Raw genomic sequence first — 15,364 nt, forward strand, 5'->3', positions numbered from 1 at the left:
CTGTTTTTGCTGCATTATTGAATTACATTTAACGTTTAATTACGCGCGATGTAAGGATTCATTGCGTTTTTCATGTCATAAGAGTTTACTGAAGGTATTTTTTAGCAGAATTACATTATCAATTAAATTATCACCTCGCTCTGACAGAGTATGATTACCTGTTATTTATCCCGTGCTGCAAATAAACAATTTCTTCCGCAAGCGCTTGAATCCTTTCCGAAACACGTTCATCTATAATTTCATCGCTGTCTTCATTAAAGGAATTATTGTGGACGAAGACATTGCCTGTCGGAACTAATCCTTTGAAGTAGGATAAGATGGATCTTAAATGATATTCCATTACAAGAAAGTGTTTGTTTGACCACCCAGTCGCAACCATGCCTGTCACTTTATGTTTAAATACATATTCGGGTAAGTGATCTAACAGATTTTTTAAAGCTCCTGAAATAGATGCTTGATAAATCGGTGTCCCAAACACGAGGAAATCTGCAGAGGTAATTTTTTGAACCACATTCCAAGTATCTTCGTTATATGCTATTAATGGGGATCCATTAAATAATTCAATTTCATAGTCCCTTAAATCGATTAATTCAGTCTGTATGCTTGAATCGAAATGCTGTGCCGCGACTAAAACATCATTTACAACGATGGATGTCTTTTCACCAGCAAGTGCTCCTGATAGGCCAACAAGTTTCATTATTTCTACCTCATTTCAATTATTATTTATTAAATCTGCTCTAGCATAGTACGAGTTTATCATTTAAGGTGGAAAGGTTCTATTTTCGGGATTATGCTGGAGATGTTGCTGGTTTATAATATCCTCATTGCGATATTAAATGAAGACAGCTGAATAAAGCACGGCTAAAAATCCCATTTTAGGTTGATTACATACTTTATACCCATAAAACGGAAATTAAGGTACTAACGATTCATTCTTCGGATTTTGTATATAAATTTACCTAAAACTTATATATCATAAGTAATAAATACATTGGAGGGATGAAAAGAAAAATGGATAGTCAAAACCAAAATGAAGTAGCAGCAGATAATAAAGGAAAGGAAGGACAGCTTGGTAACTACTTTCAATATGTAGTGCAGGTCATAAAGAATCCAGATTATATTCTTTCAGATGAGACGCAAGGCAAGCAGCAATTTGGACTTATAACATTAATAGCTTTTCTCGGCCTCATTTTACTAAGTAATATTGTTGGTATCTTTACTTATTTAGATGCATTGCGTTACTTAGGATTCAGTGATTACTTTGATTATTTTGAACGCACTCTTGCTTACGGGGCAGCACTAGCTTTATTGATTTTTGTTTTTAAAAATGTCGCTAATAAAAACGGAAAAGCATATGATCTGAACTTTTTCTTTGAAAAACTGGGGGCTATGCTTGTTGTTCCAGCCATATTATTAATCGTATCCATTCCGTTAGAGCTAGTAGATATCACTATTTATTCATGGTTCAGCTCATTAGCATATACATTTTTGTATTTATCTATATTTTTGATTTCTTATTTCTTTGTTGCTAAAAACAACTTAAAGACAGCGGTATTGTTCGTCGCTGGTTTCTATTTTGTTTACCGGGTTATTTATTTAATTCTTTGAGTGTGAAAGGCATTTATTACTTCAGTGGTGAACTGCCCCCCAATTGTTTATCAATCTCTAACAATTGGAGGTGCAGTTCAGTTTTAGAGCACTTTTTCATCAAACTGGAATTAATCATAGGCATATACAATCGAATTTCCACCTGAATATTTTTTTAAATAAAACTCGGCTTGATCACCATCGACATATCCACCGATGTTTCTAAAGACATGACAGCCATTCTCATCAAAATCATCACTGCCGGCTGTTTTAAAGTAGAGACCTCTAGTACCATTAGAATATACTGCATCATCTCTATTATATGGATCTTCTTCATACAGCTGATAAAAACCTGGTTGACTATCAGAACTGAGGCAAATTTTAAAATCGCCTCCACCTGATAGAAAGATTTCACTTTGGTTGGTAAATTCATCGCTCCCTTGAGGATCCCAATCCCCAGTTCCATATGCATATGAAGTGGCTGGGATACTTGCCAATGAAAGTGCGAAAAAAGCCAAAAGCAGACCTATACGCTTCATTATTTTCCCTCCCATTTTGATTAAAAAGGTTAATAATTAACAACAAAAATTGTTATAGAAAATAATAACATTCCTTAACCTGTCCTTTAATGAGTCAATATCCCTGTTTTCTGTAAATGGGTTTTTGAATGAAAAACTGCTTTATACGCCAATGAAATGGATGATAGTTAATTATTACTGCCTGTTTTTTAATAGAAAACACCATATCTGCTCAATTACTCAAAACGCAAATGAATCATCTGTCTATTTATGCAATATCTATCTTGGGCACTAGCTTTCACCCCTTTACGCAGAAATATGTCACTTATGCCCAAACCCTATCACTTCAACTTCCAGCTGAATTTTTTACTAGTTTTTTGTACAAACGACATGGGTATTCCTGCCTTAAATTAACAAAAACCATATGCAAGTGTTAAGATTCATAGGTCAGGAGAATGATATCGTCCATCCACCCTTGAAAACGCTAGCTTATTTTGGAAGAGTATATTAAATGAAGTCGTTTTTTTAGGAAGTGAACACTGTTTTGGAAATCTATTTTGATTTTATTTTATTTATGTTTGCTTTTTCCGATACTCCACCTGTTCCATTACTTACCATGGATTAGTAAGAGGAGAGAAAACGATAAACAGATGTTGCTTCATAGTAAGTGTGGCAGAGCCAATTGCTGTCTGTAACCAGCCAGAATAAATGAAGCCAAAGGTGAGGGGGAAAGAATGAATAAAAGTATGCTAAAGAAAACTGTATTAATAGTAGTCATTGTTTTAATTGTTGGTGCAGCAGCAATAGGGAGCTATGCATGGAAATTATTTTCGTCTGCCATGACAAATATTCAGGAAGAAATTGATTACAAAAGATCAGATGAACAACTGCAAGGCACCGATTTAGCAGAGGGACATCCGATATCTGTTTTACTGATGGGGATTGATGAACCGGAAAGAAAGGATGACATTTATCGTCGTTCAGACACACTCATTTACTTAACATTAAACCCACAAACTAAATCAACCCATATGGTCAGCATACCTCGTGACACATTGACTGAAATTGTTGGACATGGAACGGAAGATAAAATCAATCATTCTTATGCTTTTGGAGGCACAGCAATGGCACTAAGAACTGTGGAAAAATTCCTGGGCGCTCCGATTGACTACTATGTAAAAGTAGACATGAGAGGGTTTCAGGACATTGTTGATACGGTTAATGGCATAGATGTAACAAACCCTTTTGAATTTACGCAAGGAAACTTTACTTTTGAAGAAGGCCCTATTCATTTAGGAGGGGAAGAAGCTTTATCTTATATACGTATGATAAAGGAAGATCCAAAAGGAGACTTCGGACCTCAGAAAAGACAGCGACAAGTAATCCAAGCACTGCTAGAAAAAGGGACAACCATTCCAGGTTTAACATCTTCCATTTCTAATCTTGAAGAAATTATTACAACTGTTGAAGATAACGTCCGAACAAACCTGGATCTAAAGGAAATGTGGGACATCCAAAAGAATTACAGCGATGCGCTTAATCATATTGAAGAGCATGAAATAGTAGGGGAAGAAATAGAAAAAAATAAAACCTTTTATTATGTACCTGATGAAAGTGAGATGGAGCGGCTTTCTGAGGAGCTGAATGGGCAGTTGTGGAGATAAAAGAACTTTTCTTAAAACTAAACCACTCGGCTGGAACAAATAGAGTTGTCCCAACTTTATCATAAATAACCTTGTAATCGTCAAATATCCCCCATCTACAATGCAGGTGAAGATTATTTGACGATTACGAACATCATGTCATACAAAAGACGAATTCCTGATCAGCCAAGCAAAACTTTCATTTTTAATGCTCACCATTCCAGCCTTTTATGAAACGATAGACTCTTTCCAAATAAGTTTTTTAAGAAACTAAATTCATAAAGAAGGTGATTAAAAAGCTATTACTGATATCTATAACTAATGATCCTATTGCTGTAATTACAAAGAATACACTTGGTGAAGCAGGGTGTTCTTTCATAAGAGTTTGCATATTAGCTACCGCAACGGGCATTGCTCCTAATCCAAAACCAACCACACCACTTACCATTACAGCAGAATCATAGTCTTTACCTAATAGTCTGAAGGCGATATATATTGTAAAGAAGATTATTAGAATAACTTGTACTGTTAATATAAGTAGCATTGGAAGAGCTAAATCTTTTAATTCCCATAGTTTTAAAGTCATAAGAGCCATTGATATAAACAATGAAAGAGAGATTTCACCTATGGTATCTATTTCTTTTTTAGGTATACTGAATTTGTTGGTATAGTCGCCTAAATTTCTAATAATTAGCCCCATAAGCAAACCACCTAAATAACCAGGGAATATCAAACCAATATTCTCTAAAAACATCGATATGATAGTACCAATACCCATAGCAATTATTATTTGATAAGCAGCTGTAAACATTTTATTAGTAGACAATACTTCATCCGCTTCAGACTCTTTAGTAGAGCTAATTTCACTTTTAGTAGATTTTGTCCTATCAGTAGTTGCCATCAAGTTATGTTTTTTTACAAGAAAACGTGCAATAGGTCCGCCCAAAATACCTCCGGATACTAGACCAAATGTTGCTGCTGAAAGAGCCACTGTGGTTGCACCGACTGCATTAAGGTCCTCGAATACAGGTCCAAATGCAGCAGAAGTTCCATGTCCTCCAGTCAGAGCAACTGAAGAGTTAGATAAACCAATAAGTAAATTTATATCTAATAACTTAGCCAATGAAACTCCAAGTATATTTTGAAAGGTAATTAATAATACAATTACGATGGCCAATCTGAATCCAAGTTTGCCACCTCGCGCAAAAGCCTTAAGATCACAAGAAAAACCAACTGAAGTAAAAAATGCTGTCATGAAAATGGTTTGGAGAGTTGTATCAAACTCGAAGAAGAAACTCCCTGTACTATAACCAATTAGAGCAACCAGGGCAATTATTATACCTCCAATAACTGGGTTAGGAATAAAGAACTTCTCTAATAACCTAATTCTGCCCTTTATAAATCCCCCGATGAATAAAACGACAGTTGCGATTGTTAGCGTTTGCAAAATGTCAAATTCAAATGTCATAGATGTACCTCCTAAATTAATAGATTTTCCATTTACGTAATTAGATGGGATGAAGATTTCTTAAACATTGAATAATTTAAAGGTTGTGCATTACTAAATTGTTTAGCTTAAAAATATGAACATATACGAAATTGGCGTAGGAAATACATGTAGATTCTGATTCTACTGGAGGAAAGGTCTAGGTGAGTCACCATCATGCAATAGCACAAGGAGGCTCACCAGCTGTTTTCTAGGTGTGCGAAATATATTTCCAGAGTGGTTCATTCAAATTCCTAAATGTTAAAACACTTTTGTACCAGTCTAGTTGTTATAAACTCCTTCATTAAGATAAAGCAGCAATTCCTCTTTTGCCATATTATCAATGCCGATATAGTCAAGCGTATATCCTTCTTCAAAGTAATTTTTCTTCACCATTACGGATGCTAGCACAATCATAGAATCGATGATAGGTGTTTTTACGCCATAAGAGACACCTAAGTCATGATATATTTTACAACCAACAGGTACATCTTCTGTTATATATCTGTGATAAATACTATTTGGACCTACATTAGCCTCAGTCGTTGGCTCGTCAAGAGAAAGATGCATGTTTCCTCTTCCCATATATTCGAGAGTTAATACACTTCTTCTTGAAAAGAAATCGTCTTTTTCGTATCTTTCAAGATCAACACCTATTGCATCAGCCAGGAAGACCTCTTCATTATAAAAATTATACTGTACTTCACAGATAGACGGGCTAAGTGCATGAGCATACATGGAGTATCCTGATTTGTCAAAGTCCCCAAATATTTTCCCCCAGTTTTCCATTGTAGAAACTCCAAGTATAGTAGCTGGAACGTGTATAACGGGATTAATATTACTAAAACCTATATCCAATACAGTATTTCCTTTTACAGGTCCACTACCGGTAGTTACTGCATCAAGGCATCCCAAATATTTTGTTGTTTCCATAAAATCATCAATATCACGCATCGGCAAAGTTGCACCTCTCAATGTGATAGCTCTATATTTTATAGAGCAATGAGGGAACATAAATCCACCAACTGTCTCTATTCTGGTTCCGAATGGAGCACTAGACCATCCGCCAACAATAACTTTCTTAGTACAATTTAATTCTCTCATCAATTTCCGCAATAGAAGCGTCCCGAAGTTATCAGTAAATATATGTATAACTTGACCATCTTCCAAATGAGGAATTAAGTTAATAAAAGTTTTCTCGTGAGCTACTGCTGGCATAGCAATAACAATAATTCCAGCACCTGAAACAGCTTCGGCCATATTAGTTGTTACCATATCCAACTTGGCAACTCCAGATCTTTTAAAGTTGTATAAATTTCTCTGTACTCCATCAATTTCAATTCCTGTTCTTGCTACATTAAATAGTGATTTTTCAGCAAAAGGCGGAGCATCGTACAATCTAACTTCTTGGCCAGCAAGTTTACAATCCGCAGCAATTGTTTTGCCTACTGCACCTGCTCCAATAACTGTGAAAGGCATATTTTTTAAATAGTCCATTTTATTCACTATGTTTTCCTCCATTTTTGGTAATAGTATACTTACTTAAAAAACTTTCAATGAATTTATGCAGAGTATGAAAATAAAGTCCAAATCTGAAAAACTATTTAGTTAATTAATTGAAATTGAAACTTACATTCTCTAAATTTTCATCTGTACTTATCCTTTATTAAGGATTGATTTTTTCAATGGATGTTGTTCATGCTTTATGACTTATGTGAAATATATTTTAATTTATTATTTACTATCCTGATTTGATCAATCGGTGATCATTTTTTCCATGGACTTTACTGCATCAGACAACGACTCCACTGTAATTTGGGAAGCAAGTTCACCATCATGCTGTTTAGCCGCTTTCAATATCTTAGGTTTATTTTTCCAGCTGAATAATCCAGATTGAAGTGAAGAACGTGCCCAAAGTACTTTGTATGGTTGTACCCGATTCCAAAGAGAATGAATTTGATCTACTAAAACATTATTGCCACATGAATTATATAGCGTGGTTAAAAATTCAGAGTCTATATTAAGCGCTTTCAAGCTGTCGCCAGTTGCTATTGCTTGTTCGAGTTCCAACCAATATTTATCCATAATATCCAAGTCTTTTGATGAAATATTCTCTGCGCCTAAACGTGCTGCTTCTGCCTCCAGCAGTATACGTACTTTATAAAAATCATGAAGTTCCTGAAGAGATAACCTCGTCACCACAGCACCTCTGTGGGGGCGATGTATTGCTAATCCATGTTCGACTAACATTCTAACTGCTTCTCGAACAGGCATCTCGCTCGTATTCAACAATTTAGCTGTATCCCTAATTTTGATGCTTTTTCCTGGTTCCCATGTGCCATTAAAAATATAATCACTCATGATTTGATAAGCGTGTTCAGACATCGTTCGTTGACTTACAGTTATTTTCTTTTCCAAATCGATCCCCTCCTAGACTTAATTTATAATTAAATTGACAACTGATCAACTCACAATTGTACGGATAAGAGCCTTGTAGCAGGGGATAAATGATAATCTTTATCAAAAATTATCATTTGAACTTGTTTATCCTGTAGCCAAGAAGTATTTGTTCACCAATTGTTAATTTAATAGATAGGTGAGACCTCCTTTTCTTATTTATGATATTTGATATGTGATCACATTTTGATGATAGAATTATTTATTAATTTTGTCAACTGTTAAAAGTAAAAAAAGTATTGATAAAGAAATTGAGAAAGATTTTGGAGAAAGTTAAAATTCGTATTGAATTGCGCGATAAATACAATTATTATCAACCTAATATAATAAATAGAATTTACTTGGGATTAATCAACAAGTTTCAAAGGAGGCAACATCAGTGAGCAATGAATTAGAACTGATCAATATCGAATTAGAAGGTATTTTAAATACTTCGAATGATAATATCGTTGTAACGGATGGAGATGGAATTGTACTGAGAGTTAGTTCAAACTGTACAAGTATTTATGGGAAAGCACAAAATGAATTAATTGGGAAAACGGTGCACCAATTGGAAAAGGAGAAGATTTTTTACCCTTCTGTAACGGTGACAGTTTTGAAAGAAAAGAAAGAAGTTCAAGTAATGCAGGAAACACCGACCGGAAAGGTTATTATGGCTACTGGTATCCCTATTTTTGACAGAATGGGAGACATTGTTCGGGTTATCAGTTTTTCCCATGATTTGACAGAAATTCAGCGTCTGAAAGAAGATTATGAGCAACTGCGGAAGAAAATGATGAAATATGAATCTGAAATTGAAGAATTACGGGGACAAGAAACCAAGCAGAATCAGGTTGTAATTAAAAGTAAGATTATGCAGGAAATTCATGAACTAATAAACCGAGTAGCGAAGTCTGATGCAAATGTGGTCCTTCTTGGAGAATCAGGTGTAGGAAAAAATGTATTTGCACGTGCTTTGCATGATGGAAGTGATAGACGTGATAGAGATTTTATTGAATTAAACTGTGGTGCGATACCGGAGACGCTTTTTGAATCGGAAATTTTTGGTTATGAACCAGGTTCTTTCACAGGTGCAAGCAAAAAGGGAAAAGCAGGAATGATAGAGCTTGCAGAAGGAGGAACTTTATTTCTTGATGAAGTTGCCGAACTTCCACTTTCCATACAAGTAAAATTATTAAAAGCGCTGCAGGAGAAAAGAGTAACCCGCATCGGGGCTTCAAAGGCAAAGAAAGTCGACTTCCGGCTTATTACCGCAACCAATCAAAATTTAGAGGTAATGGTAAGGGAAGGGAGATTTAGGAAAGATTTATATTACCGATTAAATGTAATTCCTATTACTATCCCGCCGCTGCGTGAGCGCGTGGATGATATATATTTTCTTGCACAACACTATTTAGCTATCTTTAATAAAAAGTATAAAATGAATAAGTCTTTCCATTCATCTACTGTTCATGCATTTTTGGAGTACGATTGGCCTGGAAATGTCCGTGAACTTGAAAACCTTATTGAACGTATAGTTATCACGTCACCTACAGCTATCATTTACCCTGCAAGTATCCCATTTATTAAAAAAGTAAAAGAGATGGAATCAGGGATAGAAGATTGGCCGTTAGAAACCTTTGAGCAAAAAGGGTTGACACTTCAAGAATCGTTGGAAGAAGTAGAAAAAAGCTGGCTAAAACGTGCTTACCGGCAATATAAAACGACTTATGAAATGGCTGAGTATCTCGGAATAAGCCAGCCAACTGTAGTTCGCAGACTGAAGAAATACCATATTAATTCAAAATGAATCAATTGATTCAATCATGAATTAATATGGTCCGTTAAATTCATAATTGAATTAAATTAGCTGCAATCCAATTGTTAGATTCCTATTTTAAGAGTTGGCACGAAATTTGCTTATATATTAACAAATACATATATAGGGGGAAATTTTCATGTATCGTCCGAAAGATTCATCAAGATCACCACGGTTTACAGGTCCACGTACATTTATGAGACTGGAACATATCCAGACAACAGAAGATGTTGATTTTGCAGTAATAGGAGTTCCATTTGATACAGCTGCATCAAACCGAACTGGACAACGATACGGTCCGCAGCATATTCGAAACTTTTCTGTTTTATTGAGGCCGTATAACCCAGATCAGGATATTAATATTTTTGATTATTGCTCTGGAATTGATTACGGGGATGTTGATGTCGTTCCAGGAAATATCCACGCAACCTATGATAATATTGTAAGCGGTTTAGAACCAGTGTTAAACAAAGAGATTATTCCAATTATGATGGGCGGAGACCATTCTATTTCACTAGGTCACTTACGTGCATTTGCTAAAAAGTACGGACCGATTGCTCTTGTGCATTTTGATTCACATGGGGATACATGGGACCACTACTTTGGAGAAAAATACATGCATGGTACGCCTTTCCGCCGTGCAGTGGAGGAAGGCCTGGTTGATGTGGACCATTCCATTCAAATTGGGATGCGCGGTCCGCTTTATGGTCCAGAAGATATAGAAGATGCTAGAGAGCTAGGCTATGAAGTAATTCCAATGAAGGAAGTAAGAGAAATTGGCTATGACAGGGTGATGGAAAGAATTCATACTCGTGTTGGTGAAAAACCCGTATTTGTTTCATATGACATTGACTTTCTTGATCCAGCATATGCACCGGGAACGGGCACACCAGAAGTTGGCGGTCCAACAAGCTACGAAGGTCTGGAATATGTTCGCGGTTTAGATGGTCTTGATATTAAGGGCTTTGATTTAGTTGAGGTCCTTCCAACTTATGATAGTGGAGAGATTACTGCTGTTGCAGCATCCTCGATTATTTTTGAAATGATTACTTTAGTTGCGATGAAAAAACGGACAGAGCTGAAACTGAAAGAACTGAAAATCTAATTAGACATTTAAATGCAGGGAGGAACAAAGTTTCCCTGGATGATGGTGCTGTTTCCTTGAGGGTGGTGCTGTTACTCTGGATGATGGTGCTGTTTCCTAGGATGATGGTGCTGTTTCCTAGGATGATGGTGCTGTTTCCTAGGATGATGGTGCTGTTTCCTAGGATGATGGTGCTGTTTCCCTTGATGATGGTGCTGTTTCCTAGGAGGGTGGTGCTGTTTCCTAGGAGGGTAGTGCTATTTCCCTGGCGGATGGTGCTGTTTCCCTTGATGATGGTGCTGTTTCCTAGGAGGGTGGTGCTGTTTTTCCGCGGAAGATTTGTCTCCCTGCTTTAAAGCTAATGAATCACTTTTAAAGCAGGTGTAATACAGTCGAGAATTCGGCTATCAGGTTAGTTATAAAACATTGAAGGGTGGTAGGAAATGTCTTCGCTTGATTTTATTATCATTTTTATTTATTTCTTTATACTTGTCGGCGTTGGTATTATTGGAACGTTAAAAGCTAAAACATCTGAAGTTTATCTATTGGCGGGTCGTAATCTGGGGATATTTATGGTATTTGGTTGCCTTACAGCCGTTTTTCTTGGCGGTTCATCAACAATTGGTTCAGCCCAGCTTGGATATGAAAACGGTTTCTCGGGAATTTGGTTCGTATTTTCAATGGGGCTTGGGATTACTCTTTTTGGCTTGCTTTTGCTAAAACGAGTGATGGGCTTAAATTTAATGACAATAAGTGAATTACTTGGAAAGCTTTTTAATGTGGAATCCAAAATAATTGGTGCTGTTATTTCAGCAATTTATGCATTAATGGTGAGTGTGACCCAGGTTATTGCCATCGGTGCTTTACTTAGTGCGATTTTTGACTGGAATTTAATAGTATCTATGTTAATTGGGGGAGGGGTTGTATTTTTCTATACGATCCTTGGTGGAATGTGGTCTGTCACCATGACCGATATCATTCAATTTACTATTATGACTGCTGGTATTTTTCTGATTATGCTTCCAAACAGTTTAACGGCAGTAGGTGGCTTTGATGGTTTGACATCACAATTACCAAGTTCCTATTTTGACTTCTCGGCAATTGGCTTCAAGGAAATTTTCCAGTATTTAGTAACATTTACGTTAGGAATGATGGTTGGACAAGATATTTGGCAGCGATTCTTTACTGCCAAAAATTTAAAAACTGCCCGAACAGGGGGAATCCTTGTCGGCATTTATAGCCTTTTATATTCCATGGCAATGGTTATTATTGGAATGTGTGCACTTATTGTCCTGCCTAATATTGAGAATACCCAAAATGTGTTTTCAAGTATGGCATTTGAAACGTTGCCTACAGGACTTCTTGGCATTGTTTTTGCCGCAGTTGCCGCAGCAATTATGTCAACTGCATCTGGAACAATACTTGCTTCTTCAACTTTAATTGTAAAGGATATTTTAAAAGACCATTTCTTTAAGGAAATTACAGATCGGCAATTTTTACTTCTGTCACGTATTACGACAATGATTATCAGCATTATTGCTATTGTTATTGCATTATGGATACAAGAGCTGCTTGTAGCGATGGACGTTGCTTATGCATTACTTGCCGGTGCCATTTTTATTCCGATCGTATTTGGGCTATTTTGGAAAAGGGCTACAGCAAAGGCTGCTTTTTACTCCATTTTGATTAGCTCGTTAGTTGTCTTAGGTGGTCTCGCTATTGAAGGTTTATCCTCAAGCAATCCGATATTATACGGAATCTTTGTTAATATCGTAGTGATGATTGTCATATCCTTAACGGATAAAACAAATAAAGGCAATCGAGGAGAAAGTGAAAAAATTGAAGCTAGTGGTTAAGGTTCATTGATTAATAGAATAAAGGGGCAGATAACATTGGATAAATTAATTGAATTGGATAAAAAACATTTTATTCATCCGACATCTTCTATTCAACAGCAACAGGAAAAGGGAGCAAAACTCATTGTAGACAAGGGAGAGGGGATTTATTTAACCGATAAATATGGAAAAACTTTTATCGATGCGATGTCGTCTCTATGGAACGTAAATGTTGGCCATGGAAGAGAGGAACTTGCTGAAGCAGCTGCAGAGCAAATGAAAAAACTTGCATTCAGCTCTGCTTTTTCTACGTTTACCCATGAGCCAGCAATAAAATTAGCGGAAAAAATAGCTTCGCTTGCTCCAAATGGATTAAATGCAGTATTTTTCACATCTGGTGGTTCAGAATCAAATGATACGGCGATTAAACTGGTTCGTCATTATTGGAGAATACAGAATAAATCTGAGCGCAATAAAATTATTGCATTAAAACGTGGGTATCATGGTGTTGCTGCTGCTTCAACAAGTGCGACCGGTATCCCTGAATTTTGGAATATGGCAGGAAATATGATGGCCGATTTTAGGCATGCAAATACACCATATGAAAATGGTACAGATAAAGCAATTGCTTCCCTTCGTCAAGTAATCGAAGAAGAGGGTCCAGAAACAATTGCTGCCTTTATTGCTGAACCTGTACAAGGGGCAGGGGGCGTTTTAATACCTCCCTCAAATTTTTTTAAGGAAGTTAGAAATGTTTGTAATGAATATGGAATTCTCCTTATTGCCGATGAAGTCATCACTGGATTCGGCCGAACTGGAAAAATGTTTGGTGTTGAAAATTGGGGTATCACTCCAGATTTAATCACATTTGCTAAAGGAGTATCAAGTGGATATGTACCACTTGGTGGTGTGATTGTATCCGATCATATCCATGAAGTATTGAAAGAAAAGTCGGAAGGTACCCTATTCCACGGATACACCTATAGTGGACACCCAACTGCAGCCGCTGTTGCTTTGAAAAATATTGAAATTATCGAACGTGAAGAGTTAGTTGAGAACTCCAGAAAAATGGGAGAGGAATTATTAAAGGGATTTATAAAGATCAAAGAGGAATTCAATATTATAGGTGATGTTCGGGCAATTGGTCTGTTAGGTGCTATCGAATTAGTAGAAGACCCTAAAACAAATAAACGATTCTCTCCAGACTTGCAAATTGCGGCAAAAGTAATCGAGGCACTTCACGAGAGAGGAGTAATTTGCAGAGCTGTAACGTATGAAGGTACAGATATTATTTGTTTTGCACCGCCGTTGATTATGAATCAATCACAGGTAGATTCATTGATTGTGCGAGTAAGAAGTGCGATTGAAGAAGTAAAAGAGGGAGTTGCAATGGTTTAAACAGCTTCTATTTGATACTCTCCAACTTAATATAAATTTTAGCAAAGCTGAGAAAAAAGAATCGGAAAGACTTCAAAAAGTAACAAACTAACATTAGCAACATGAAACGATGCTGTTAATGTTAGTTTGTTTGTTTTGTTTACTCTAATCCTGGTATATCTTACAAATTCCCAATCGACAAATACTTCGTTTCCAAATACGGTTCAATCCCTTCCAGTCCACCTTCTCGTCCAAGTCCGCTTTCCTTCATACCGCCAAATGGTGCATGGGCAGCAGACGGAGCCCCATCATTCCAGCCGACAATACCAAAGTCTAGATTCTCATGTAAATATGTTCCAGTCTGATAGTTATTCGTAAAGAAATAGGCAGCCAATCCATATGGAGTAGAGTTGGCAATTTCAACAGCTTCTTCGATCGTTTTAAAGCTTGTGATTGGCGCAACTGGTCCAAAGGTTTCCTCATGCATAATGTCCATTTCAGCAGTGACGTTTTTTAATACAGTTGGATGGATAAAGAAATATCCTTTTTCTTTATCTACATCGAATTTATTACCAACAAGAACCTGTGCACCTTTTTCAATTGCATTATTTATTTGAGAAACAATTTTGTCAAAGCCCTTTTCATTGATAATTGGGCCGATATCTGTTTCTGAATCTAATCCGTTACCAACCTTTAGCTTTTCAGCCTCAGCAACAAACTTTTCTGTAAATGCATCGACAATACTTTCATGTACAAGAATTCGGTTTGCACATACACATGTTTGTCCAGCATTTCTGAACTTAGTTGCAATCGTTTGTTTTGCTGCAAAATCAAGATCTGCGTCTTCTGCTATGATAAGTGGAGCATGACCGCCTAATTCCATTGAGACGTGTTTAATGGTGCTCGCACTGTCTTGTATTAATGTTTTTCCTACAGGAGTTGATCCAGTAAACGTAATTTTTCTCACATATTCACTTTCTGTGAACAGCTCACCGATTTGTTTGCCAGAGCCATTTACGTATTGAATTACATGTTCGGGAATCCCAGCTTCGTGTGCCAGCTCAATTAACTTTATTGCTGTTAATGGTGTTTCTGCGGCAGGTTTAATGATAAATGTGCAGCCAGCTGCTAAAGCTGGAGCGGCTTTTCTTGCCATCATCGCACCTGGGAAGTTCCAAGGTGTAATGGCGGCAACAAGTCCAACCGGTTGTTGGGTGACAATGATTCGTTTCGATTCTGTATGAGCCGGAATGGTTCTGCCATATACACGTTTTCCCTCTTCTGCATACCAATCAAGATAACTAGCAGAGTAATCGACCTCTCCTAAAGCTTCTTTAAGTGGTTTACCATTTTCCAATGTCATGATATGAGCTAGTTCTTCTTTATTTTCCTTTATCTTTTGTGACCATGCATCAATTAATCTTGAACGTTCGTGAGCATTAATCTTAGACCATGATTTAAAACTTTCATGACCATTCTTTAATGCTTGCTTAATTTCGTCCTCAGAATTTACTTTAACTTCTTGGATTAATTCTCCAGTTGCCGGATTTGTTACTTTAATTGAATTAGTCATTTGTAT

General features: G+C 36.6%; 12 protein-coding genes. 6 read left to right on the top strand and 6 right to left on the bottom strand.

Going from position 1 to position 15,364, the window contains the following annotated elements:
* Positions 1–154: 154 nt before the first annotated feature.
* The gene (locus NSQ77_RS15395) at positions 155–697 is read right to left on the bottom strand and encodes an NAD(P)H-dependent oxidoreductase (RefSeq protein ID WP_339226930.1); all 543 of its coding nucleotides are present in this window, start codon (positions 695–697) and stop codon (positions 155–157) included.
* A 314-nt stretch (positions 698–1,011) separates the two neighbouring features.
* Here NSQ77_RS15395 and NSQ77_RS15400 point away from each other — a divergent pair, with 314 nt between their 5' ends.
* Complete coding sequence (locus NSQ77_RS15400; RefSeq protein ID WP_339226931.1) at positions 1,012–1,608, top strand: hypothetical protein; 597 nt, start codon at positions 1,012–1,014, stop codon at positions 1,606–1,608.
* Positions 1,609–1,718: 110 nt separating this feature from the next.
* Here the strand turns inward: NSQ77_RS15400 and NSQ77_RS15405 are convergent, their stop codons facing one another.
* The gene (locus NSQ77_RS15405; protein ID WP_339226932.1) at positions 1,719–2,126 is read right to left on the bottom strand and encodes a hypothetical protein; all 408 of its coding nucleotides are present in this window, start codon (positions 2,124–2,126) and stop codon (positions 1,719–1,721) included.
* Positions 2,127–2,839: 713 nt separating this feature from the next.
* Here NSQ77_RS15405 and NSQ77_RS15410 point away from each other — a divergent pair.
* Positions 2,840–3,769: an LCP family protein gene (locus NSQ77_RS15410; protein ID WP_339226933.1), complete on the top strand. Its 930-nt coding sequence runs from the start codon at positions 2,840–2,842 to the stop codon at positions 3,767–3,769.
* Positions 3,770–4,010: 241 nt separating this feature from the next.
* On the opposite strand, the gene gltS is transcribed toward NSQ77_RS15410, so the two are convergent.
* From gltS to NSQ77_RS15425, 3 genes are all read right to left on the bottom strand, one after another.
* Positions 4,011–5,216 (bottom strand): sodium/glutamate symporter, encoded by a 1,206-nt coding sequence (gene gltS / locus NSQ77_RS15415; protein ID WP_339226934.1) that lies wholly within the window; start codon positions 5,214–5,216, stop codon positions 4,011–4,013.
* A gap of 300 nt (positions 5,217–5,516) precedes the next feature.
* Entirely contained in the window at positions 5,517–6,731 is a 1,215-nt protein-coding gene (locus NSQ77_RS15420; protein ID WP_339231028.1) for an NAD/NADP octopine/nopaline dehydrogenase family protein, read from the bottom strand.
* A gap of 258 nt (positions 6,732–6,989) precedes the next feature.
* Positions 6,990–7,652 carry a GntR family transcriptional regulator gene (locus NSQ77_RS15425; protein WP_339226935.1) on the bottom strand — a complete coding sequence of 221 codons (663 nt, stop codon included), beginning with the start codon at positions 7,650–7,652 and terminating at the stop codon, positions 6,990–6,992.
* A gap of 418 nt (positions 7,653–8,070) precedes the next feature.
* Here NSQ77_RS15425 and NSQ77_RS15430 point away from each other — a divergent pair, with 418 nt between their 5' ends.
* The 4 genes from NSQ77_RS15430 (at position 8,071) to NSQ77_RS15445 (ending at position 13,806) form a co-directional block, all read left to right on the top strand.
* Positions 8,071–9,480, top strand: coding sequence for a sigma 54-interacting transcriptional regulator (locus tag NSQ77_RS15430; RefSeq protein ID WP_339226936.1), 1,410 nt, complete (start codon positions 8,071–8,073; stop codon positions 9,478–9,480).
* Positions 9,481–9,628: 148 nt separating this feature from the next.
* On the top strand, positions 9,629–10,594 hold the full coding sequence (speB, locus tag NSQ77_RS15435; RefSeq protein ID WP_339226937.1) for an agmatinase: 966 nt from the start codon (positions 9,629–9,631) through the stop codon (positions 10,592–10,594).
* 422 nt (positions 10,595–11,016) lie between these two features.
* Positions 11,017–12,429, top strand: coding sequence for a sodium:solute symporter (locus tag NSQ77_RS15440; RefSeq protein ID WP_339226938.1), 1,413 nt, complete (start codon positions 11,017–11,019; stop codon positions 12,427–12,429).
* Between the two features lie 36 nt (positions 12,430–12,465).
* Positions 12,466–13,806, top strand: a complete 1,341-nt coding sequence (locus NSQ77_RS15445) for an aspartate aminotransferase family protein (protein WP_339226940.1) — start codon at positions 12,466–12,468, stop codon at positions 13,804–13,806.
* Positions 13,807–13,966: 160 nt separating this feature from the next.
* Here the strand turns inward: NSQ77_RS15445 and NSQ77_RS15450 are convergent, their stop codons facing one another.
* Positions 13,967–15,358 carry an NAD-dependent succinate-semialdehyde dehydrogenase gene (locus tag NSQ77_RS15450; protein ID WP_339226941.1) on the bottom strand — a complete coding sequence of 464 codons (1,392 nt, stop codon included), beginning with the start codon at positions 15,356–15,358 and terminating at the stop codon, positions 13,967–13,969.
* Positions 15,359–15,364 lie beyond the last annotated feature (6 nt).

The organism is Oceanobacillus sp. FSL K6-2867 (assembly GCF_037963145.1).
GTDB lineage: Bacteria > Bacillota > Bacilli > Bacillales > Amphibacillaceae > Oceanobacillus.